Consider the following 22,188-nt stretch of genomic DNA (forward strand, 5'->3'; position numbering starts at 1 on the left):
CTATGCTACTGCTGATTTACAAAAAAGCAAATAATTTAGGCTACAAAACCGCAAAAAGGCGGATTACAATGGAGCTTCGAGATATGATTACTGCCATTCTAATCCTTTTTGCAGGAGGTGATCCTGCCAAGGTTTTCAAAACACAAAAATATGGTCGGAATTTCTTCCGACCATGACTACGATAACTCGAGGTTTTTTTTATAAAAACAATGGAAATATTTTCACTTATTTTTTAATGAATTTCATAGATTTTATAAAATCATTTTTATTATATGTTCTTACATAATATACTCCCGAAGGAAAATCTTTTACATCAATTTTATCCGTTTCATTACTTATTGAAACCCTCTTCACTAACCTTCCTTCAGAATTGAATATTTCTACTTCGTTGATTTTAGTTAATGGAGAAGCTATCGAAATATACTGTGTTGTAGGATTTGGAAATAAATTGATTGCATTTGCTTTTTCTACATCATTTACCGATAAGAATGTGCAAGCATTAGAATTAAGCAAACTAGCTCTTGGTCCAGCCATCGTGTTGGTTTTAATCGTTTTTTGATCATTGGTAAAGAAAGCCATCTCTTCATCCGTAACATAATCCATAAAATTCATAAACATTGCTCCGTTAGCTGAAAAAACGCAGGTATTTGTATTATCCGGGAAGACATTCCCCCCATAATGTGGATTATTAGTTGCTGGTGTATCTGGGCAGCCATCATCATTATCTAAAGATCCACATACACTATCATCTTCTCCCCATGGATGCAAAAGACCAAAATAATGGCCAATTTCGTGTGTTGCAGTTCTTCCTCCATTGTAAGGATATTCAGCAGCACCAGTGGTACCAAAATATTTATATCCAATAGCCAGCCCATCTTGGGGATAACCTGCCGCATCTGGTAAATAAGCCCATCCTAAATATGGACTTGGCATATCTCCCACCCAAATATTCAGATATTTTGTAGGATCCCATGCCAGAAGTCCTGAAGACTGAAAGTAGTTATTGGCAAAATTAAAATTCGTAGCTACAGATTTTCTTTCAATACCTGTCGTAGAGCTGCCATCACTTTTTTTAGTCGCCAGGCAGAAAACCAGTTCCATATCTGCTGAAAAAGGCTGAAAAGCAGCAGGAACAATAGTATTGTAATCAGTATTTAATCTTCTGAAATCAGCATTAAGTACTGCAAGTTGAGATGCAATCTGAGCATCAGAAATATTCTGATTTGCATTTTTATATAAAACATGTACTACGACAGGAATAGTTATAACAGTTTGAGTATTTTTTGCACTATTGTTTTTTGTCGTTAAATAATTTCTTAAATCCTGTTTTTTTGCTAATGCATCCGGATTATTTGCAAAAAATTCTTTCATTTTCTGATCTGTCCCACAAAATCTTTGTCCATAGACATTGGTAAGAAAAAGAATTGTGAGAAATAATAATATCTTTTTCATTTTAAATTAATTAATTGGCTAATGTAAAAATTAAAAATAACATCACAAAAAACCTTAAAATAAAGATAATAATATTCTTATTAAGCGTAAATAATTATAATAATTACATTGATAATAAAAATCATATATTACGTAAACTATTAAACATAATTAGATTATCTTAAGTTTTAATTTAAATTAACATGAAAATGATTTTAACATTTAATTAAACTTTAATATGAAAAATCATTATTAATGACCGACAATTACTATTTTTGATAAACTTCACTATTAAATATGTCATTACATTTTAATCCGAGAGATATTACCTGGCTTGCCTTTAACGAAAGGGTACTTCAGGAAGCAATGGACGAGAACGTCCCTTTACATTTAAGAATCCGGTTTTTGGGAATTTTTTCAAATAATCTGGATGAATTTTTCAGAGTGCGTGTTGCCGGATTAAAACGCGCCATGGATTTTAAAGAGAAGGTAATTGCAGAATCTTTTTATCAGCCTCCATCCAAAATTCTTCAAAAGATCAATGACATTGTGATCAGGCATCAGCAAAATTTTGATAAAACCTGGAGGAAAATTCAGGGTGAAATGGCCGATCATCATGTTTTTATTAAAACCTCAAAAAATTTAACACAAAAGCAGAAAGAATTTGTCAGGACATATTTTGATGAAGTGGTAGAATCCAACGTAATTCCCATCCTTCTTCATGAAAATACGCCCATGCCATATATGAGAGATAAAAGTCTCTATCTGGGTGTTGCCATGAGAAAAAAAGACTGGCAGTATTCCAGCAACTATGCCATTATTGAAATTCCGTCACGTTTTGTGGGAAGATTTGTCCTGCTTCCGACGGATGACCCTCAGGAAAAGGATGTGATGCTTCTGGAAGATGTAATCACCTTTAATTTGCCGCACATCTTCTCCTATTTCGGATATGATGAATTTTCGGCGCATGCATTCAAAGTAACAAAAGATGCTGAGCTGGATCTCGATAATGACATCAGGACCAACTTCGCAGAGAAAATAGAAAAAGGTTTAAAAAACAGAAGAAAAGGAAAGCCTACCCGTTTTGTTTTTGATAAAGATATGGATAAAGCGTTACTGGAAATGCTTATCCGAAAATTAAATTTAACCAAAAAAGACAGCATTATTCCGGGTGGAAAAATTCATAACTTTAAACATTTCATGGATTTTCCGGATGTTTTCGAGAAGTATGAAAGGCCTGTAGAGAGAACATCTTTTACCCACCCTGATTTTGAACACGGTGAAAGAGTAACGGATGTTATTTTAAAACATGATGTTCTTCTTACTTTCCCTTATCACAAATACAATCCTGTTATCGACCTGCTACGGGAAGCCGCCATGGATCCTGATGTAAAATCTATTCAGATTACGGCTTATCGTCTGGCGAGCAGCTCTAAAATTATTAATGCCCTTATTTACGCAGCCAGAAATGGCAAAGAAGTAACGGTAATGCTTGAACTTCAGGCCAGGTTCGATGAAGAATCCAACCTTGAATGGAAAGAAATGCTGGAGCCTGAAGGCATCACGGTTTTAATAGGTCTTCCGAATAAGAAAGTGCACGCCAAGCTCTGCGTGATCAAAAAAAGATCTCATAATAAGACAATTCAGTACGGATTTATCAGTACCGGGAACTTTAACGAAAAAACAGCAAGAATTTACGGAGATCACCTGCTTATGACTGCAGATCGGGGAATAATGGCAGACATCAACAAAGTATTTAATGTGCTTAAAAAGCCGAAAGATGACTATTTATCAGTTCTCAAAACATGTAAAAATCTTCTGGTTTGCCCTCAGTTTATGCGTGAAAAGATCGTTCATCATATCGACAAGGAAATTGAAGAGGCCAAAGCGGGAAGGCATGCGGAGATGATCATTAAAGCCAATTCGGTGAGTGACAGATCCCTGATTGAAAAATTATATGAGGCCGCTAATGCGGGAGTTCACATCAAAATGATCGTAAGAGGGATTTATTGTGCGGTAAACCAAAAGGAATTTAAAGAAAAAATAAAAGCCATAAGTATCGTCGATGAATATCTGGAGCACGCCAGAGTCATGTATTTTTATAATAAAGGTGCAGAAGACATCTATATTTCATCAGCCGACTGGATGACCAGAAACCTTGATTACAGAATTGAGGCCGCCGCAAAAGTCACCGATAAAAACCTGAAGAAGGAACTGAAGGATATTCTCGATATACAGTTGAAAGATAATGTAAAAGCTCGTATTTTAGACAAAAAATTGAGCAACGAGTATATTCACAACAATAAAGAAGAATGCCGCTCTCAGGTAGAAACCTACCGGTATTTACATGCCAAAACGAACAAAGAATGAAGATTGCAGCAATAGACATAGGAAGTAACGCAGCCCGACTGTTGATCAATGAAGTTAAAGTAAACAATAAGCAGCCGGAGTTTATCAAACTCAACCTTTTGAGAATTCCTCTGAGGCTGGGAATGGACGTTTTCACCCTGGGAAAAATCGGTGAAGAGCGTGAGAAAATGGTGATCGATGCCATGAAGATATTCAGTGACCTGATGAAAATTTACAACGTTGAACATTACAGAGCGTGTGCCACCAGTGCGATGCGTGATGCTTCTAACGGAATGGATATCATTAATGAAGTTAAAAAAACATCCGGAATCCATATTGAGATCATTTCAGGAGATGAAGAAGCCACGCTGGTTTTTGAAAATCATGTGGCAGAAGCACTCGACAAAGAATTTGCCTATCTTTATATTGATGTAGGCGGAGGTTCTACCGAGTTGACTTTTTATGAAAACGGGAAAATGCTTTATGAGAAGTCTTTCAATATCGGAACGATCCGTCTGCTGAATAATCTGGTAACGCCCGACAACTGGAAAGATATGAAAGAGGAAATCCGGAAAAACATCAACAGTAAAAAGCCGATCGTGGCAATAGGTTCCGGAGGGAATATCAACAAAGTGTTCTCCATGAGCAAAACAAAAGACGGCAAACCAATGTCACTGACGCACCTGAAGAAAGTCTACAAGGAATTTAATGATCTCACCGTTGATGAAAGAATGACCAAATACAACCTCCGGGAAGACAGAGCCGATGTTTTGGTTCATGCCTTAAAAATTTTCAACAACGTGATGTCATGGTCTGAAATCAACAGGATTTTTGTTCCGAAAATATCTGTTGCGGACGGGCTGATTCATAATATTTACAGCAAGCTGCAGAACAAGAAGTAGTTTTACGGCATATATCATAAACCGGCTGGCTTTTTATAATACCAGCCGGTTTTCTTTTGATTAAACTTGAAGCCGTGAGTATGTTATTTAAAGAGAGATGCTCAATAGACCGATCGTGTAATTTATTGATTTTCAATCATTATTTCTCTTGGTAAAAAACGTTTCGACGTTTTACTGAAAACCTTTCGACGTTTTGCTGAAAACCCTTCGACGTTTTACTCAAAAGGTATCGACGTTTTAGGTTAAAGATATTTACGTTTTTATTCTAAGAAAAAAATTATCATTTTGATACCTCATGTTAAAGTAAAACACGGCCTGGATACGTCTTTATCAGTAAATAATATTCGAAAATGAACTCAATTAAAATAATACTGACCGGAGCTACAGGAATGGTAGGTGAAGGTGTTCTGATGGAATGCCTTGAAAATCCCAACGTTTCAGAAATCCTGAGCGTAAGCCGGAAGCCTTCCGGAAAAAAACATGCAAAACTGAAAGAGTATATCGTTCCTGACTTTCTTGCAATTGATCTTAATGATGAAAACTTTAAAGGGTACGACGCTACTTTCTTCTGTGCCGGTATCAGCAGTGTAGGAATGAGCGAAGAAGAATACACTGAAATTACTTATGACACCACAATGCATTTCGCCAAAGCTGTTCTGGGGCAGAATCCTGATATGGTTTTCAACTACGTTTCGGGAGCGCATACCGACAAGACGGAAAGCGGCAAGTTTATGTGGGCACGAGTAAAAGGAAAAACGGAAAATGATTTAAGAAAGCTTGGATTCCGTGGTGAGTATAATTTTCGTCCGGGATTCATGAAACCTATTGAAGGTCAGAAAAATATAAAATGGTTTTTTAAACCTTTTATTTGGATATTTCCTATTATATTACCTTCAAAATCATTAACTTTACAGGAAGTGGGTAAAGCGATGATCAACGCGGTACAGAAAGGATACCCTACCTCAACATTAGAAATTAAGGACATTAAAAATCTGGCAATATGAAAGAAATGATAAAAAGAATTTTTCTGGTTGCTTTTATTTTATTGGTTCTGACTGCTATTTCGGGATTTTTTTATATGCAGAAGCATCCGCTGGAAGGACGAAAGACAACAGGGAAAAACCTGAATTTTTCAGGACATGTATCAAAGTAGCAAAACGAATATTCAAAGAAGTTCAACAATCGTTTTTAGAGCATTCTGATAACGGTCCATCGCTTACGGTTTTATTTTTCTTCATCAGATTCAGTAATAATTACCTATTTATTAATCATTTATTAAAATTACCTTAAAATATTTAAAAAGGAGAAGTTTCATTTTTGTATAAATTTAATATCAGCAAAAATGATTAATCATTACTTTTTAAAAGGTTCTGTGGTAGCCGCATTTTTTCTTCAGGGAGCGGTTTTCGGGCAAACCTCACTTATCCACTACTGGAATTTTAACAACAATACATCAGCTGCTGCCATTGCCACTCCGACGTTAAGTTTAACCGGAGGATCAATGACCGCTGTTATCAACGCCACAACGGAAATAGATTTCGCAGGCGGTACAGGACAAAACTTCGGCACTGAAAACCTGAACGCCAGAAACGGAGATCCTGCCGGAGCTCATTTAAGATACAACTTCCCGATCAACGGGAATCTGCAGTTTAATATTCCCACTACAGGTTATCAAAATGTTGTTGTAAAGTTTACGACAAGAAGATCCGGTTCAGGAGCCGGAACCCAGACATGGTCTTATTCAACGGACGGAACTAATTTTCAGACCTATCAGACCGTATCGCCGCAGGATGCCAATCCGCAACTAATCACCCTTGATTTTTCCGGAGTTGCAGGTGTAGCGAACAATCCTAATTTCAGGCTTAAAGTTGAATTTTCTGCTACCGGAGGAGGAACAGGAGGAAATAACCGCTTCGACAATTTTACCGTAGATGCAACCGCAATAAATGGGGCGGACACTACACCGCCAACTGTCACTTATCTTCCGTCAAATAATACGAATAATGCTTCAACTACTGTAAATCCTACTATTTCATTTAATGAAAATGTAAGGTTAATCGACAATACTGCGATCAGTGATTCGAATGCACAAGATCTTGTTGATTTCCGTTTGGACAATGCTTCAGGAAACCAGATCCCTTTCACCACTACTTTTTTAAACAATAAGATTACCATAATCCCAACTTCAGTTTTAGTTCCCAATCAGACGTATTATCTGGCACTAAAACCAAATACTATTGAGGACACAAATGACAATGCGGTGACTGCGGTAACAGCCACAACATTTACAACAGCAGGAACTTCCATTTCTTTAGATAAAAATTTCATTAAAGTCGATGAAAACTCAGGAACTTTAGCATTTAAATTAAATATTGCCAATCCTTCGAATGCTACCGTAAATCTTGTAGTAAAACCGGCGCCTTTCAGTACGGCAGACACTAATGATTTTACTTTAGCCAATCAAACCATTACACTTACTCCTTCGACAACAAGCTATACCGTAAATATTCCCATCATTGATGACACTTTGGAAGAACAAAAAGCAGAATATTTCGTGGTAAGCCTTGAAAGCCCTGCAGGAGCAACCATTTCCGGAGATCCTAATGCTACCGTTTATATTATTGACAATGACAAGCCTGCACCGAATCCTTCTCATCAGATTGCATTAAATTATATAGGGAGCTTTGATCCGTCAGGAAATAACAACAGTTCTACGGAAATTGTTGTTCATGATGCTGCTACGCAAAGATTATTTACTATCAGTTCTATTACCGATGTTTTTGATATCATCAACTTCAGTAATCCAAACACACCATCAGTGATTAACACCATTAATATGGCTCCATACGGTGGTATTACCAGCATTGCCGTGAAGAATGGCATCATTGCTGCTGCGTCACCCAATACAGATCCACAGCAGAACGGCTCCGTGGTTTTCTTTGACATTAACGGCAATTTCCTTAAGCAGGTAACAGTAGGTGCATTACCGGATATGATCACTTTTTCTCCAGATGGTACAAAAGTAATGACCGCGAATGAAGGAGAGCCGAACGATGCCTATACGGTAGACCCGGAAGGAACAGTAAGTATTATTGATATTTCCGGAGGAATTGCCAATCTTACCCAAAGCAATGTTACAACACTTAATTTTAATGCCTTCGATTCACAGGTAGCGGCTTTAGCAGCAACGGGCTTAAGAAAAGTAAGAACCAACAACACACTTTCTCAGGATTTAGAACCTGAATATATTACGATAAGCTCTGACAGCCAGAAAGCCTGGGTAACTCTTCAGGAAAATAATGCTGTGGCAGAAGTGAATTTAACCACAAAAACCATTACGGGAATCTGGGGATTAGGTAAAAAAGACATGAGCATTCCCGGAAATGGCTTTGATGCTTCCGATAACAATAATGAAGTTTTAATCGCCAACTGGCCGGTAAAAGCGTATTATACTCCGGATGCCATTCAGAATTATAAGGTAGGAAATACGCATTATATCGTAACTGCCAACGAGGGAGATGAAAAAGATCTTTCAGGATTCAGTGAAAGAACGACAGTAGGAGCTAATAATTACACATTAGACAACACCTTATTTCCTCAGTCAGCTGTTTTAAAAGCTTCCTATAATCTTGGGAGATTCAGGGTTTCCAATGCTACCGGAAATACGGACGGTGATGCAGACTTTGAAGAAATAGCGGCTTTAGGCGCCCGTTCTTTTTCAATTTTCAATGCAGATACCCGACAAATTGTTTACGACAGTGGCGATCAGTTTGAGAGGTATATTGCAGCCAATCATCCGTTGATTTTTAATGCCGATAATGAATCCAATACCATAAAGAGCAGAAGCCGTGCTAAAGGACCCGAGCCTGAAGGTGTTGCTCTGGGAAACATTAACGGACAGACATACGCCTTCATCACCCTGGAAAGAACAGGAGGAGTAATGGTGTACAATATTTCAGATCCCAACAATCCTACATTTACGGATTATAAACATTCCCGTATGACTTCTGCTTATGGCGGCGACAATGGTCCGGAGGGAATCATCTATATTGCTCCGGAAAACACAACCACAGGAAAAGGCTATGTGGTTGTTGCCAACGAAATCAGCGGAACATTGTCAATGTACGAAGTTGGTGGCGCAGGTAATCTGGCAACAGGTGAGGTAAAATCTGAAAAAGTGACATTTAATGTATTCCCGAACCCGGTTGCAAAAGGCAATCCATTATATTTTAACAGAGTTCAGGACTACGAACTGTATGATATGTCGGGAAAGCTGATCGGGAAAGAGAGGAATGCTTTAACAATTGACACTTCAAAACTTTATACGGGAGTTTATCTGATAAAGACGTCTGAAGGACACATAAAAAGGGTAATTGTAAAATAGGATATAGTATTAGTTGATTAAAATGAGTCCCGCTTGTCGGGGCTTTTTTGTGTAAGCCATTTCTAAAGAAGTTTTATTAGTTCAACGATATTGAAATATTAAAAAAATAAAATCCGGTAGAATTATTTTCACCGGATTTGTACTTTAATGCATGTCGTCATAAATTCTTACGAGATCGACCACATTTTTCACCTGTAGTTTTTCAAAGATTTTTTTCTTGTAAGTGCTTATGGTAGACATCTTAAGATTAAGGATGTTTGAAATTTCTATATTTCCGTTACCTTGTGCCAGCAACTTGAAGATCTGGAATTCCCTCTTTGAAAGCCTTTCTACGGAATGACTGGCGGTAGAGTGTGTAACCAGTTTTTTCATCATATTAATGGTATAATAATACCCTTCTTCAAACATGGCAGTAACAGCAGTTATAATCTCAGATTCTGAAGCACCTTTACTGAGATAACCGGTTGCTCCTTCTTCGATGTATTGAATCCCTACGTTTTCATCATATGTCGAAAAAAATAAAATTTTAAGTGATTTTTGCTTTTTCTTAAGCTCCTTTACCATTGCTTTAAAAATACTGCCCGGTATATCAATATCAATAATCAACAAATCATATATTTTTTCAGAAATCATATCCTTTGTTTCGGAATAAGTTTCTGCAAAATCTATATCACAATTATACTGAAGTTTTGATTTTAGAACCAGAGCTGTACCTGTCCTTACTACATAGTGACCGTCAGCAATGAGTATATTTTTCATAGAGTTAGTTTTTTTAATAAATTTCCCTTGAAGGGGGAAACAAGCTTCTCTTTATTTTACATTTTTCAATACAAGTTACAGACCAAATACCACATACAATCATATTCTTAACCATCTATCAAGAAGTTTATCTTTAATTTGATAACACCAGTTTTTCCGATTCCGGAAATTCAGGAATCTGTAATTGGAATAATTTTCAAAAAAATTCTAAAAATTATTAAACATTTAAATTATATGAATAAAAAAGTATGTTACAAAGCATATCCCCCATATCAGCACTGTAAATATTTTCTACAAAAATAATACATATAATATTCACGAGCATGTAGAAATATTACTATAAATTTTTCACAAAATCTCTAATAATTTCTTAAAAATCAGCAAAAAACGTTCAATGGTAAATTTCTGTATCCCATGATAATACTTTAAAAATACAAAATTGCTGTTCAAATCCCATCCTAGGAACGATAATGTGTTATTAATATCCTTATCATAAGTACTGACAGCATTTTTCAGGAATTTTATTTTTTACAAATAAAAAACAGACCCTTAAAGTTCAAAGGTCTGTTAAAAAATATATTTTTAAATATTTTACTCTACGCTTATCACTTTTTCAATTTCCGGAGCATGCTGCTTGATCGTATTTTCAACGCCTAATTTTAGGGTTGAAAAATTTAGCGAACATCCGGAACAGTTGCCTAAAAGTTTTACATAAACCAGGTTATCCTTAACATCAATCAGCTCAATATCACCACCGTCCTTATTGAGAAACGGCCGGATGCTTTCCAGAGCTTCCAATACCCTTGTTACTGTATCTTCGTGTGTTATATTTGTTTCCATATTTTTTCTGTTCAATTGGGTTTTCAATTAGTGAAATATTACTTTGCTTTTGGTGAACATCCCGCCATCGTCGTGATCTTAACAGCTTCTGTCGGAGGAAGATTTTTATTTCTTTCCACAAGACTTTCTACCATATTTCTGGCTGTTTCTGTATAAATCTCTGCAATTTTAGAATTTTCCTGCAATGCAGCCGGTCTGCCGACGTCTCCTGCCTCCCTGATGCTCTGGATAAGAGGAATTTCTCCCAATACAGGTATTCCCAGATCCTCAGCCATATATTGTGCTCCCTGCTTACCAAAAATGTAATATTTATTATCCGGCAATTCTTCCGGCGTAAAATACGCCATATTTTCGATTAATCCAAGAACAGGTATATTGATGCTCTCCATCTGGAACATAGCGATTCCTTTTCTTACATCCGCCAAGGCGACGTGCTGAGGCGTACTTACGATTACCGCTCCCGTTACAGGAACTTCCTGAATGATCGAAAGGTGAATATCACCCGTTCCCGGAGGAAGATCGATCAGTAAGAAATCCAGTTCTCCCCAGGCCGCATCTCTGATCATTTGATTCAAAGCTTTGGAAGCCATCGGCCCTCTCCATACAACGGCCTGATTGGCACCTGAAAAATATCCGATGGAAAGCATTTTCACACCATAATTTTCAATAGGCTTCATCAGGTTTCTTCCCTCGATTTCTACAGAAATTGGTTTTTGCCCTTCTGTATCAAACATCGTAGGAACCGAAGGTCCGTAGATATCAGCATCCAGTAGACCTACTTTAAAACCCATTTTTGCTAACGTAACTGCCATATTAGCAGAAACAGTAGACTTACCTACACCTCCCTTTCCGGAAGCGATGGCAATAATATTTTGAATTCCCGGAATTTGTTTTCCTTTGATCTGACTTTGCTGAATCTCACTAGGTTCCGGAGAAACGATCTTCAGTTTCAAATGAACTTCTTCTCCAAATTCGCTGGCGAAAGCCTGTTTCATGGCTGCCTCAAGCTTTTTCTTTTCATGCATGGCAGGCGAATGAGCTGTCATATCAATGTAAACGTCATTACCCATGATCTGAAGATTGTTTACCAAATCATCAACTTCTATCTCTTTAAGGAAATTCTGAACCTTTTCTTTCGTCAACATAAACTAATAAATTGTTTACAAATTTACGAAAAATTAACCTATTTAGAATAAGTAAAGAGACTGATAGATATTTTCTTTTGCAGAAGCTAATTTTATAGTATTTTAGGGAAATTTTAATTTATATCTAATGAAAAGAATATTGATCATTCTTTTAGGAATTTTTTTTCATAATCTGTTTTCACAAAATTATTCGCAATATGTGAATCCGTTTATCGGTACGGGTGGTCATGGCCACACCTTTCCCGGAGCCATTGTTCCTTTCGGAATGGTACAGCTTTCACCGGATACAAGAATCGACGGAAGTTGGGACGGCTGCAGCGGGTATCACTATTCGGATTCTGTGATCTATGGATTTTCGCATACGCACCTGAACGGAACGGGAGTTTCTGATTACGGAGATATTATGCTGATGCCTACGATGGGAAAACCCGGATTGACTCCAAATGAATATTCTTCAAAATTTTCTCACAGAAACGAAAGAGCTTCTGCAGGATTTTATTCGGTTAAATTAGATAAGCACAATATTGATATACGACTAACAACAACAAAAAGAGTCGGTTATCATGAATACACCTTCAACAATGCGGGAACTGCCAATATTATTTTAGACTTAAATCACAGGGATAAATTATTGGAAGGAGAGGTTAAAATCATCGATGACAAAACCATCGAAGTTTTCCGCAGAAGTGAGGCTTGGGCAACCAACCAATACATTTATGCACGCATTGAATTTTCAAAACCGATGAAAATATCAAAAAAACTGGTAAACGGAAAAGAAGAAACCAACCTTTTTGCAGGAACAAAACTCGCCTTAGCTTTTTCAACCAACGTGAAAAAAGGAGAAAAAATCAGTGTGAAAGTGGCGATTTCTCCTACAGGCTACGAAGGGGCAGCAAAAAACATGTTAGCTGAAGGCAAGTCTAATGATTTCGAATCAATCAGAAAACAAGCTGTAGCAGACTGGGATAAAGAACTGTCAAAGATTGAAGTGAAATCTTCCGATAAAGACAAACTGACGGTTTTCTATACGGCAATGTATCACGTTTTCACCCAACCCAACATCAATATGGATGTTGACGGGAAATACAGAGGCCGGGACAACAAGTTCTATATGGCCAATGGTTTTGATTATTATTCGGTATTCTCACTTTGGGACACCTTCAGGGGAGCGCATCCCCTGATGACGCTGATCGACAGAAAAAGAACGGCTGATTTCATCAATACATTTATCAAGCAATACGAACAGGGCGGAAAGCTTCCGGTGTGGGAGCTGGCTTCCAACGAAACAGAGTGTATGATCGGTTATCATGCTGTTTCAGTGATTGCAGATGCGATGGCGAAAGGAATTACAGGCTTTGATTATGAAAAGGCATTCGAAGCTTCTAAACATTCTGCGATGTTGGATATTTTCGGGTTAAATGCCTATAAACAGAATAATTTCATCAGCATTGACGATGAACATGAAAGCGTTTCCAAAACGGTGGAATATGCTTATGACGACTGGTGTATTGCCCAAATGGCCAAAATTTTAGGTAAAAAAGAAGATTACCAATATTTCATGAAACGTTCTCAGAACTGGAAAAATCTTTATAACCCTAAAAACGGATTTATGCAACCGAGAAAAAATGGAAACTGGTATGAGCCATTTGAACCCAGAGAAGTCAATAATAATTATACCGAAGGAAATTCGTGGCACTACTCCTATTCCGTTCAGCAGGATATTCCCGGACTTATTGCAGCCCATTGCGGAAAAGAAAAATTTGAGCAATTTATCGATGCTATCTTTTCTGCTCCAGATAAAACGACAGGCAGAGAGCAGGTGGATATCACCGGTCTGATCGGTCAATACGCCCAGGGAAACGAGCCGAGCCACCATATTGCATATCTCTATAATTATGTAGATAAACCTGAGAAAACAGATGACAAAATAAAATTTATCCTCGATAATTATTATAAAAATGCCCCGGACGGACTTATCGGAAATGAAGATTGTGGACAGATGAGTGCCTGGTATATTCTGAGTGCCATGGGAATTTATTCTGTAACCCCGGGCTTACCTGAATGGCAAACCACAAAACCTTATTTTGATGAGGTTAAAATCCATCTTGAAGACGGAACCACGCGTACAATCACTAGAAATACAAGCAGAGATGAACTCAAAAAACTTGGTTTTGAAAATGTAAAATACTTCAAAGATTTTAAATATGATGAATTAACACCTTCTCCCGTTATTGCCGCCTCCAGGATTTTTGATCTGAATACTAAAGTTGAAATCACGGCATTAAATTCCAAAGATAAAATTTATTACATGACAATGGATGAGGGCGATGCGAACGTAAGGAAAATGTTTACAGCTTATAAAGGACCTTTCACGATCACAAAAACAACGCAGGTTTCGGCGTATGCTGAAAGAAATGGTGAAAAAAGTTCAATCGTAAGAGCAAACTTTAACAGAAGACCAAACCATTGGGACATTACAGTTAATTCTACTGCTACTCCACAGTATACCGCCAGCGGAAATCTCTCTTTAATTGACGGGATCAACGGCGATGCCAACTGGAGAAAAGGAGAATGGCTGGGCTACCAGGGACAGACTTTTGAAGCGATTATTGACATGAAATCTCCACAACAATTTACCCAATTATCATCAACATATCTGCAGGACAGCAGAGCGTGGATCCTGATGCCGAAGAAAGTGGAATATTATGTTTCCAATAACGGTAAAGATTATATTTTGTTGAAAACCGTAGACAATACACTCGATCCGAAAGATGAAACCGTTCAGGTAAAAGATTTTTCAGCTGAAGTGTTGCCAACGCAGGCCCGATATATAAAAGTAAAAGCTTATCATTTCGGCAAGCTTCCGGAATGGCACCAGGGAGCAGGTGGAGATGCGTATATTTTTATTGATGAAATTTCGGTGAGATAAATTTAAAAGGAGACTGCCATTGTAAGCGTCTCCTTTTTATTTATACGATGATCGCTGACAAGTGTCATTATCATTTGCAAAATTTTCCAGCTCAAACTATTGATGGTTTTACATTGCATTTGAAATGACGGATAAAGGAATTAATTTTCTAATTTCCACTTTCCATTTTCTTTTTTAAACATCAATCCGAACGAACCATATATCCGACCTTTAGATTCCGGAATATCGATTCTCATATAAGCTCTTTCGCCCCATTTATCAAAAAGAACCCTGTAAAATTTAAAATGACCTAAATAATCATCATTTTTTATGGGCCTATTAATCCTTTTCCTGTTTTCCAAAGATTTTATTTTACTGAAATCTATTAAAACTGACGGATCATTATTTTCGAAAATATCATTATAATGCAGATAATCCCATGTACTTTTGGGCAGATTTGCGGCATAAAGAGTATCAGACATCGAAAATGTATATTGTCGGTCTTTCATTCTCTCATCTATGATATCCAGTGCCTCACTTGAACTTACTTTGTCCTGCTCCATGATTTTAGAAATCTCTTTGGGATCTATTGCCTTAAAGACACATTTATTTATTGCAATGTTCAAAACTTCATATTCTTCTTTACTCGATGAGGTACAGGAACAAAAAAGAGTAAGCAATACGATGAAAAAATACCCTTTATGTATTTTTCTTGTAAGGTTTTCGGCAGCTAATTGTATTGTCTCCATGATATGTTTAATTCTTCTACAGGATATAATGTCACCCACGAGCAAATATACAAAATGATTTACTGCACTATTTTCGCTTTTCATCACAAGCCGGTTGCATGCTCCCTTGCAATCATCTTGCAAGCCACCTTGCAATACCCTTACAAGCTTCCTTGTAAACCTCTTGCTTGCACCGAAGCAAGCCTCTTGTTTATACCGACATAAGGGATTTATTTGAAAAGGATTGCGTATACTTTAGAATGCGGGTCCTTTGCTTATTCAAAGGAGCTCAGGACAAATAAAGTAAAGTATATTTTAATAAAGTTGTAGATAAATACAAGTAGCATCTAATTTTTACTTAGCCATTGAAATCTATCAATGCTTTTTCCGACCAGTTAAGCTCCGACGGAAGCTTTGTATCGGAAAATTCTATATGAATTACTCTTCGTCTCTTTCCGTTGGTGGTACGGTTGGAACCGTGCAGAATCAAAGGTTTCATAATCATAATTCCACCTTTTTCTACCCTGCAGATCTCCTCGGTTTCGATGGTCCAGTCGATGGTTTCAGGTCTGTAAATTCCTTTGGCATGAGATCCGGGAATGACTTTCAGTGCACCGTTGTTTTCGTCTGTATCATCAAGATGAATTCTGATGGTATAAATATTTTCCAAAATATCCAGCGGAGGCTGAACCGCAAACTGATTTTGCTTGGTTGTCCACGGACCGAAATCCGGGAGTTCAGCTTTTCTGTCTACTGAAATAGTCAGGTCCTGGTGATAAGCAACATACCAGTTTGATTTTTCAGGTTTATCGAAATAAATACTTTTTACTACGAAATAATCACTCCCGAAAATATCTTTAATGATGCTTTTAATATTTTCATTAAAGATTAAATCTTTCACGTTGGGAATTTCTTTCAGGAACTGTCGAATGGCAAAAAGGTCTTCTGATTTCCTGAATGTTTCTTTGGAAGTGTCTATATGTTGAATGAGCTCACTTATCTTTTCAGTTTCTTCATCCGAAAAAATATTGTTGATTATTGTAAAGCCGTTTTCTTGTATTAAATCTTTATGATTTTGTAAATTCATTTTTATAGTTTTATTCTGGAGACTCATTTCTAACGCAAAGATGCAAAGATTTCTTTTCAATCAAACAATTCCTTCTTTATTCATCGAACAAAACTTCAAAGAAAACAGCTTTTCCTAGCCCTGATCGAACGGCATGTCTGAGCTCTTTTTATATTTTTCCGCGGCGGCAAAGCCGCCGCGGAAGAATATAAAAAAGCGAGTAGTGAGAGCAGGAAACAGCTCCTAAAAAAATAAATGGTCAACAATGAAAAACACTATTGACCATTCACCAGCAAAGCTGAAATTTATATTTTTATAAATCGCCGCCGTGATTATCCAACTGTCCTTCCCATTTGGAAACAGCTGAGGTAGCCAGGGCATTTCCGAGAACATTGGTCATGCTTCTTCCCATATCACAGAAATGGTCAATAGGCAAAATAAGAGCGATCCCTTCCGGCGGAATCCCAAACATGGAACAGGTGGCTACGATAATGACCAAAGAAGCTCTTGGTACGCCTGCGATACCTTTTGAAGTGAGCATTAAAACCAGAAGCATAGTAATCTGCTGTCCGATCGTCATTTCAATTCCGTAGATCTGTGCTATGAAAATGGATGCAAATGTCATGTACATCATACTTCCATCCAGATTGAATGAATAGCCTAAAGGCAGAATAAAAGACACGACTCTGTTGTTACACCCGAATCTTTCGAGCTCTTCCACCAGCTTCGGGAAGACTGCTTCGGAGCTGGTCGTAGAAAAGGCGATCAGCAACGGTTCTTTAATTCTTCTTAATAATTCGAAAAGGCGGTTGCCGATAATTAAATATCCTACCAGTAAAAGAACCAGCCAAAGTATTCCTAAAGCAAAGAAGAAATCCCTGAGATAAATGGCATAAACTTTAAAAATCTCAAATCCGTTGGTAGCCACTACTGCAGCAATAGCGCCCAGAACTCCGAGAGGAGCGAACCACATGATGTATCCCACCATTTTCAGAATTCCGTGTGCAACAATATCAAACAGCTTCACTACGGGTTGTGCATACTCGTCTCCTAAATTAGCCAGTGCAATCCCAAACATAATGGAAAATACGACGATCTGCAGCACTTCATTGGTAGCAAAGGCCTCAAAAAGACTTTTAGGAATAACATGCTTTACGAAATCTTCCATCGAAAATCCTTTGCTGCTTTTCAACAGCTCTTCTGCGGAGGCCGCATCCTGAATCGGCAGTTTTGTTACGTGTCCCGGCTCAAGCCAGTTGACCAAAATAAGCCCTATAAAAAGGGATACCAAAGAAGCGGAAATAAACCACAGCATTGCTTTTGTGCCTACCCTTCCGATCATTTTGATATCACTCATCTTGGCAATTCCCACGACCAGAGTTGTGAATACCAAAGGAGCAATAATCATCTGTACCAAACGGATGAAAACAGTTCCCAGGAGTTTTATATTTTTGGAAAAAGGCTCTGCACTTTCCGGGTATTGCAGATGTACAAATCCACCAATTCCGACTCCCAGGATAAGGGCAATCACAATCGCTATAAATAGTTTATTCTGTCCTTTCATATTGATAATTCAAGTTTGGGCAAATATAATATTTTTACAATTGCTTCCAATCCCACTTTACACATAATCACTGTAATGGTATCATAAATTATAAATTTAATTTGGCTGAATTATATCAATATTTGGCAAAATAGAAGGTTTATTTATCTTTTGGTACAAATTTTATTGTTACATTTAAGCATATTAACAAATCAAAATATACTACTATGAAAAAAACTATTGCAATGGCTGCTTTGGCTGTAGCTGTGTCTTTCGGATCAGTTTCCTGTAAAAAGAAAGTTTCTGATGCCGACCTTCAAACCCAGGCTACGACTGTAGTAACTTCAAATCCCGGAGCTTCTGTAGAAGTAAAAGATGGTGTTGCCCACTTAAGCGGTACTTTTGAAAGTCAGGAAGCAAAAGATGCCATGATCAAACAGCTGAAAGCCATCAATGGAATCAAAGACGTACACGATATGGCTACAGTAGCGCCTGCTAATGCAACGCCTACACCGCTGGAAACTCAGTCTGCCGCAGATCCTGCCGTACAACAAAAAGTACAAGATGCCGTAAAGGATATTCCGGGAGTGAAAGTAGAAGTCATCAACGGAGAACTGACACTTACGGGAAATATTTCCTCTTCAGATGCGAGAAAAGTTAAAGAATCTGTGGATGCTTTAAAAGTAGGAAAAGTAAATTATAACTATACTGTTAAATAACAATCACCATGAGCACATTACAGGACAAATATTCAAGCGTGGTTTCTGCAGCACAGTCCGCAGGAATCTCCGATCTTAAAATTCAGGAACAGGATGGTATTCTGTACGTTTCAGGAAATGCTACCAGTACCGCTTCAAAAGATGCAGTATGGAATGCTTTGGGAGCGATTGATTCTACGTATTCTGCTTCAGACATCAATATTGATGTTCAGGTTTCAGGTCTGTCAGCAGGCACAGCTCTTACCGTTGCGACTGATAATTCCAATCTGAATATCAGACAGGAGCCTTCTACAGATGCTGCGATTATCGGTAAAGTAAGTAAAGGGTCTTCCATCACGCTGGTCGAGCAAACTTCTGATGACTGGTGGAAGGTAAAAACTTCCGACGGACAGGAAGGTTATGCTTACTCAAGATACCTGAGAGCATAAGAACTCTCATCATACTTAAAAAAAACATCCTTTGTAATAAGGATGTTTTTTTGTTTTTTATGGAAAAATTAACAGTTAACCCTTAATTTAGGGAAAAGATTAACTGTATTTAACTCTATTAATTGTGAATTAAATAAGATTTTTTATACTTTTGCGGCTCTAATAATCTATATTACATGAAGAAATTAGCAATCCTGCTTATCCTGACATTCAACATTGTGATTCTTAATGCACAAAAATTAAACATCGACGGAAAAATCCTCAACTTCGAAAAAAAACCTATTGAAAACGCAACGGTTTATCTTCTTAAAGAAAAAGACTCTTCCATCGTCAATTATACCGCAACGAATCGTGAAGGTAAGTTTTCCCTGAAGGCAGACGAAATGAGCGAGCCCAGTATTCTGAAAATAGATGCCGATAAAATGGTTTCTTTCTCTAAACGTCTTGAAACGATCGACAAATCTTTTTCATTAGGAGATATCGAGCTGGAGAAAAATTCGGTGACCAATATTGAGGAAGTCAAGCTTACAGCTTCCCCTGTCAAGATTAAAAAGGATACAATTGAATTTAATGCTTCATCCATAAAAGTTCGCCCTGACAGTAAAATTGAGGAACTTCTTAAGCAGATTCCTGGTGTTCAGATCGATAACGATGGAAAAATTACGATCAATGGCAAAGAGGTTGACCAGATTACCATTAACGGGAAGCCTTTCTTTGACAAAAACGGAAGAATAGCCCTACAGAATCTTCCTGCAGATATTATCAAGAATATTCAGTTTACAACGACCAAAACCAAAGAAGAGGAACTGAGCGGGAAAGCTTCAAAATCCAATAATGCCACCATCAACTTCAATATTGATGAAAAGAAAAATAAAGGGCTTATCTCAAGACTTACAGTGGGCTATGGCTCTGATAAGAGATACGAGGGCAGCGGGCTGTTGAGTTATTTTAAAAATGATACGAAAATAAGCCTTCTGGCCGCTTCCAATAACATCAATTCCCAGGGGTTTTCCAGCGATGAGGTTTTCGACAGTATGGGACGTGGAAGAAATTCATGGCTGATGCAGGGCGGATCGGTAGTAACTTCTGGAGGCGTTACCTATTATACTCCTGGCGGAGGAAACACTAAAGGTATTCAGAAGTCGACAACTATCGGGTTCAATTACAGTGATAAATTCGGAAAAGATACCGACCTAGATAATCTGAGTCTGATTCATATCGACAATAATCTCGAAACCAGATCCAAAGTATCAAGAACTACTCTATTGCCGGATTATACTTTAAAAACAGATTCTGAAAATAATGGTGAAAATGAATCGAAGCAGTACAATTTCGATCTTTCAGCCAGAATCCGCCTTGATTCTCTCACGAGCATCTATTTTTCCCCTTCATTCGCCAGAAATGAGACCCATAATTTCAACGCCTCGAATTCAAAAACATTCAGAGACAACGAACTGCTAAATAACAGTGACAACTACACCAAAACCGATTCTGAGAACAACACTTTTAATCCCAACCTTTATTTCTCGAAGAAATTCCGGAAAAAAGGCAGAGAGATGCACGCCAATCTGAACAGCAACATCAGTGAAAACAAGGAAAACCGATTGAACCGTTCTGAAAACATTTTCTATGCCCCCCTTTCTTCTGACAACAGAAATCAGTACTCGGTAAAGAAAAACCTCAACAATAATTACCGCATGAGTGTGGGCTATTCGGAACCACTTTCAGATTCTTTGAATATTGGTCTGGGCATAACCTACAATTCATCGAACATGAGAAACCTGCGGGATGTGAATGATTTCAATGCCGCAACACAGGACTATTCCAGCTACAACGACATCTTATCAAACAGGATGAACCAGAAGATCGATCAGTTTACTCCCGAATTATCATTTGAACTCAACAAAAAGAAAATAAGTGCCTGGGGAGCTTTTAATGCTGATATTTCGAACATGAATGTCAATTCAAGCTACACCGGCCAGAATTACGATCTGCAGAAAAACTTTGTCCTTCCCGGCTACAATGTAGGATTAAACTATGAGTTCTCCCAGAATAAGCGTTTAAATCTTTATCATTTTTCAGACTTTACCATTCCGACGGCAGAACAGCTTACTCCTTATCGTGACCTTTCCAATCCTTTGGTGGCCTTTCAGGGAAATCCGGATCTGAAAAATACATGGAGCAATTCCACGTACCTGTACTTCAACAATTTCAATATGGTAAAAAATATCAACTACTACCTGAATATCGGATTTACCTACAGAAATAATGATATTGTCAACTACTCATCTTTCGATGAGAGCGGAAGACAGCTGATCACCTATGCCAATATCAGTGGAAATAAAAACATTAATCTGGGAGGAAGCTTTAGCAAGACCTTTAAATGGAAAGAGAATAAGCTGACGATTAACCCGAGAATCAACACCAATTATGCATTCAGCAAAGGTTTCGTGAACGGACAGGAATTTACAAGCCAGTCATATAACATCAATCCCGGGATCAATTTAACTTACGAAATCAAGGAAAAGTTAACGGTAAAACCTTCTTACACGATAGGATATAATTTTTCAAAATATAAAAATTACAGCATCGATGATGTGAACACCACCAATCAGGCCCTCAAACTGGAACTTACCAATTACATTTTCAAAAGCAGGCTGATCTTAGGAAATGATATGGAATACAATACCAGCACCAATATTGCTCCCGGCTTTAAAAGAGATTTTTATTTCTGGAATACCAGCGTCGGCTATTCATTCTTCAATAAGCAGCTGACTGCTAAAGTTAAAGTTTATGATGTACTGAATCAAAACCAGAGTGTAAGAAGAGTGATCTCAAACACCTATTTTGAAGACCGCGACGACCTGATCCTGAAACGTTATGTCATGTTCTCGCTAACAATGAAACTCAATAAATTCGCAGGAAAAAAGACAAAAACCCAATAGATCAAAATTATTTACACAACGGCATCCTCTTTTCGGGGATG

General features: G+C 37.6%; 16 protein-coding genes. 9 read left to right on the plus strand and 7 right to left on the minus strand.

Annotation, left to right across the window (positions count from 1 at the left end; translation table 11 throughout):
- Positions 1-225: 225 nt before the first annotated feature.
- Positions 226-1,452 (minus strand): M43 family zinc metalloprotease, encoded by a 1,227-nt coding sequence (locus AC3WV0_RS11585; RefSeq protein ID WP_488846232.1) that lies wholly within the window; start codon positions 1,450-1,452, stop codon positions 226-228.
- 276 nt (positions 1,453-1,728) lie between these two features.
- Here AC3WV0_RS11585 and ppk1 point away from each other — a divergent pair, with 276 nt between their 5' ends.
- The 5 genes from ppk1 (at position 1,729) to AC3WV0_RS11610 (ending at position 9,066) form a co-directional block, all read left to right on the plus strand.
- The gene (gene ppk1, locus AC3WV0_RS11590) at positions 1,729-3,801 is read left to right on the plus strand and encodes a polyphosphate kinase 1 (RefSeq protein WP_488846233.1); all 2,073 of its coding nucleotides are present in this window, start codon (positions 1,729-1,731) and stop codon (positions 3,799-3,801) included.
- Positions 3,798-4,682 carry a Ppx/GppA phosphatase family protein gene (locus AC3WV0_RS11595; RefSeq protein ID WP_488846234.1) on the plus strand — a complete coding sequence of 295 codons (885 nt, stop codon included), beginning with the start codon at positions 3,798-3,800 and terminating at the stop codon, positions 4,680-4,682. Before ppk1 ends, AC3WV0_RS11595 begins: the two co-directional genes overlap by 4 nt.
- 350 nt (positions 4,683-5,032) lie before the next feature.
- On the plus strand, positions 5,033-5,686 hold the full coding sequence (locus tag AC3WV0_RS11600) for an NAD-dependent epimerase/dehydratase family protein (RefSeq protein ID WP_488846235.1): 654 nt from the start codon (positions 5,033-5,035) through the stop codon (positions 5,684-5,686).
- The gene (locus AC3WV0_RS11605; protein WP_175443587.1) at positions 5,683-5,835 is read left to right on the plus strand and encodes a hypothetical protein; all 153 of its coding nucleotides are present in this window, start codon (positions 5,683-5,685) and stop codon (positions 5,833-5,835) included. The genes AC3WV0_RS11600 and AC3WV0_RS11605 overlap by 4 nt, the downstream gene beginning before the upstream one ends.
- A gap of 189 nt (positions 5,836-6,024) precedes the next feature.
- Positions 6,025-9,066 carry a choice-of-anchor I family protein gene (locus tag AC3WV0_RS11610; protein ID WP_488846236.1) on the plus strand — a complete coding sequence of 1,014 codons (3,042 nt, stop codon included), beginning with the start codon at positions 6,025-6,027 and terminating at the stop codon, positions 9,064-9,066.
- A 144-nt stretch (positions 9,067-9,210) separates the two neighbouring features.
- On the opposite strand, the gene AC3WV0_RS11615 is transcribed toward AC3WV0_RS11610, so the two are convergent.
- The 3 genes from AC3WV0_RS11615 to AC3WV0_RS11625 all read right to left on the minus strand — a co-directional run bounded on the left by AC3WV0_RS11615 (position 9,211) and on the right by AC3WV0_RS11625 (position 11,810).
- Entirely contained in the window at positions 9,211-9,825 is a 615-nt protein-coding gene (locus AC3WV0_RS11615) for a LuxR C-terminal-related transcriptional regulator (protein ID WP_488846237.1), read from the minus strand.
- A gap of 591 nt (positions 9,826-10,416) precedes the next feature.
- Positions 10,417-10,665, minus strand: a complete 249-nt coding sequence (locus AC3WV0_RS11620; protein WP_066439129.1) for a NifU family protein — start codon at positions 10,663-10,665, stop codon at positions 10,417-10,419.
- A 38-nt stretch (positions 10,666-10,703) separates the two neighbouring features.
- A complete protein-coding gene (locus tag AC3WV0_RS11625; RefSeq protein ID WP_089997962.1) occupies positions 10,704-11,810 on the minus strand; it encodes an Mrp/NBP35 family ATP-binding protein in 1,107 nt (368 codons plus the stop codon).
- 127 nt (positions 11,811-11,937) lie between these two features.
- Between AC3WV0_RS11625 and AC3WV0_RS11630 the strand changes: the two genes are divergently transcribed.
- On the plus strand, positions 11,938-14,739 hold the full coding sequence (locus AC3WV0_RS11630) for a GH92 family glycosyl hydrolase (RefSeq protein ID WP_488846238.1): 2,802 nt from the start codon (positions 11,938-11,940) through the stop codon (positions 14,737-14,739).
- Between the two features lie 140 nt (positions 14,740-14,879).
- Here AC3WV0_RS11630 and AC3WV0_RS11635 read toward each other — a convergent pair whose 3' ends face one another.
- The 3 genes from AC3WV0_RS11635 to AC3WV0_RS11645 all read right to left on the minus strand — a co-directional run bounded on the left by AC3WV0_RS11635 (position 14,880) and on the right by AC3WV0_RS11645 (position 18,076).
- Positions 14,880-15,467 carry a hypothetical protein gene (locus AC3WV0_RS11635; protein WP_488846239.1) on the minus strand — a complete coding sequence of 196 codons (588 nt, stop codon included), beginning with the start codon at positions 15,465-15,467 and terminating at the stop codon, positions 14,880-14,882.
- A gap of 337 nt (positions 15,468-15,804) precedes the next feature.
- The gene (locus AC3WV0_RS11640; RefSeq protein ID WP_488846240.1) at positions 15,805-16,533 is read right to left on the minus strand and encodes a phytanoyl-CoA dioxygenase family protein; all 729 of its coding nucleotides are present in this window, start codon (positions 16,531-16,533) and stop codon (positions 15,805-15,807) included.
- 292 nt (positions 16,534-16,825) lie between these two features.
- The gene (locus AC3WV0_RS11645; RefSeq protein ID WP_488846241.1) at positions 16,826-18,076 is read right to left on the minus strand and encodes a dicarboxylate/amino acid:cation symporter; all 1,251 of its coding nucleotides are present in this window, start codon (positions 18,074-18,076) and stop codon (positions 16,826-16,828) included.
- Between the two features lie 206 nt (positions 18,077-18,282).
- On the opposite strand from AC3WV0_RS11645, the gene AC3WV0_RS11650 reads away from it, so the two are divergent.
- The 3 genes from AC3WV0_RS11650 (at position 18,283) to AC3WV0_RS11660 (ending at position 22,147) form a co-directional block, all read left to right on the plus strand.
- Positions 18,283-18,774 carry a BON domain-containing protein gene (locus AC3WV0_RS11650; protein WP_488846242.1) on the plus strand — a complete coding sequence of 164 codons (492 nt, stop codon included), beginning with the start codon at positions 18,283-18,285 and terminating at the stop codon, positions 18,772-18,774.
- A gap of 8 nt (positions 18,775-18,782) precedes the next feature.
- Positions 18,783-19,202, plus strand: coding sequence for an SH3 domain-containing protein (locus AC3WV0_RS11655; protein WP_488846243.1), 420 nt, complete (start codon positions 18,783-18,785; stop codon positions 19,200-19,202).
- Between the two features lie 176 nt (positions 19,203-19,378).
- Positions 19,379-22,147 (plus strand): outer membrane beta-barrel protein, encoded by a 2,769-nt coding sequence (locus AC3WV0_RS11660; RefSeq protein ID WP_488846244.1) that lies wholly within the window; start codon positions 19,379-19,381, stop codon positions 22,145-22,147.
- Positions 22,148-22,188: the final 41 nt, after the last annotated feature.

This window comes from Chryseobacterium sp. 27AL (genome assembly GCF_057815395.1).

What these genes read in the sequence shown, in the direction of transcription:
- AC3WV0_RS11585 (WP_488846232.1), bottom strand. Translation starts at nt 1,452, where the DNA reads ATGAAAAAGATATTATTATTTCTCACAATTCTTTTTCTTACCAATGTC.
- ppk1 (WP_488846233.1), top strand. Translation starts at nt 1,729, where the DNA reads ATGTCATTACATTTTAATCCGAGAGATATTACCTGGCTTGCCTTTAAC.
- AC3WV0_RS11595 (WP_488846234.1), top strand. Translation starts at nt 3,798, where the DNA reads ATGAAGATTGCAGCAATAGACATAGGAAGTAACGCAGCCCGACTGTTG.
- AC3WV0_RS11600 (WP_488846235.1), top strand. Translation starts at nt 5,033, where the DNA reads ATGAACTCAATTAAAATAATACTGACCGGAGCTACAGGAATGGTAGGT.
- AC3WV0_RS11605 (WP_175443587.1), top strand. Translation starts at nt 5,683, where the DNA reads ATGAAAGAAATGATAAAAAGAATTTTTCTGGTTGCTTTTATTTTATTG.
- AC3WV0_RS11610 (WP_488846236.1), top strand. Translation starts at nt 6,025, where the DNA reads ATGATTAATCATTACTTTTTAAAAGGTTCTGTGGTAGCCGCATTTTTT.
- AC3WV0_RS11615 (WP_488846237.1), bottom strand. Translation starts at nt 9,825, where the DNA reads ATGAAAAATATACTCATTGCTGACGGTCACTATGTAGTAAGGACAGGT.
- AC3WV0_RS11620 (WP_066439129.1), bottom strand. Translation starts at nt 10,665, where the DNA reads ATGGAAACAAATATAACACACGAAGATACAGTAACAAGGGTATTGGAA.
- AC3WV0_RS11625 (WP_089997962.1), bottom strand. Translation starts at nt 11,810, where the DNA reads ATGTTGACGAAAGAAAAGGTTCAGAATTTCCTTAAAGAGATAGAAGTT.
- AC3WV0_RS11630 (WP_488846238.1), top strand. Translation starts at nt 11,938, where the DNA reads ATGAAAAGAATATTGATCATTCTTTTAGGAATTTTTTTTCATAATCTG.
- AC3WV0_RS11635 (WP_488846239.1), bottom strand. Translation starts at nt 15,467, where the DNA reads ATGGAGACAATACAATTAGCTGCCGAAAACCTTACAAGAAAAATACAT.
- AC3WV0_RS11640 (WP_488846240.1), bottom strand. Translation starts at nt 16,533, where the DNA reads ATGAATTTACAAAATCATAAAGATTTAATACAAGAAAACGGCTTTACA.
- AC3WV0_RS11645 (WP_488846241.1), bottom strand. Translation starts at nt 18,076, where the DNA reads ATGAAAGGACAGAATAAACTATTTATAGCGATTGTGATTGCCCTTATC.
- AC3WV0_RS11650 (WP_488846242.1), top strand. Translation starts at nt 18,283, where the DNA reads ATGAAAAAAACTATTGCAATGGCTGCTTTGGCTGTAGCTGTGTCTTTC.
- AC3WV0_RS11655 (WP_488846243.1), top strand. Translation starts at nt 18,783, where the DNA reads ATGAGCACATTACAGGACAAATATTCAAGCGTGGTTTCTGCAGCACAG.
- AC3WV0_RS11660 (WP_488846244.1), top strand. Translation starts at nt 19,379, where the DNA reads ATGAAGAAATTAGCAATCCTGCTTATCCTGACATTCAACATTGTGATT.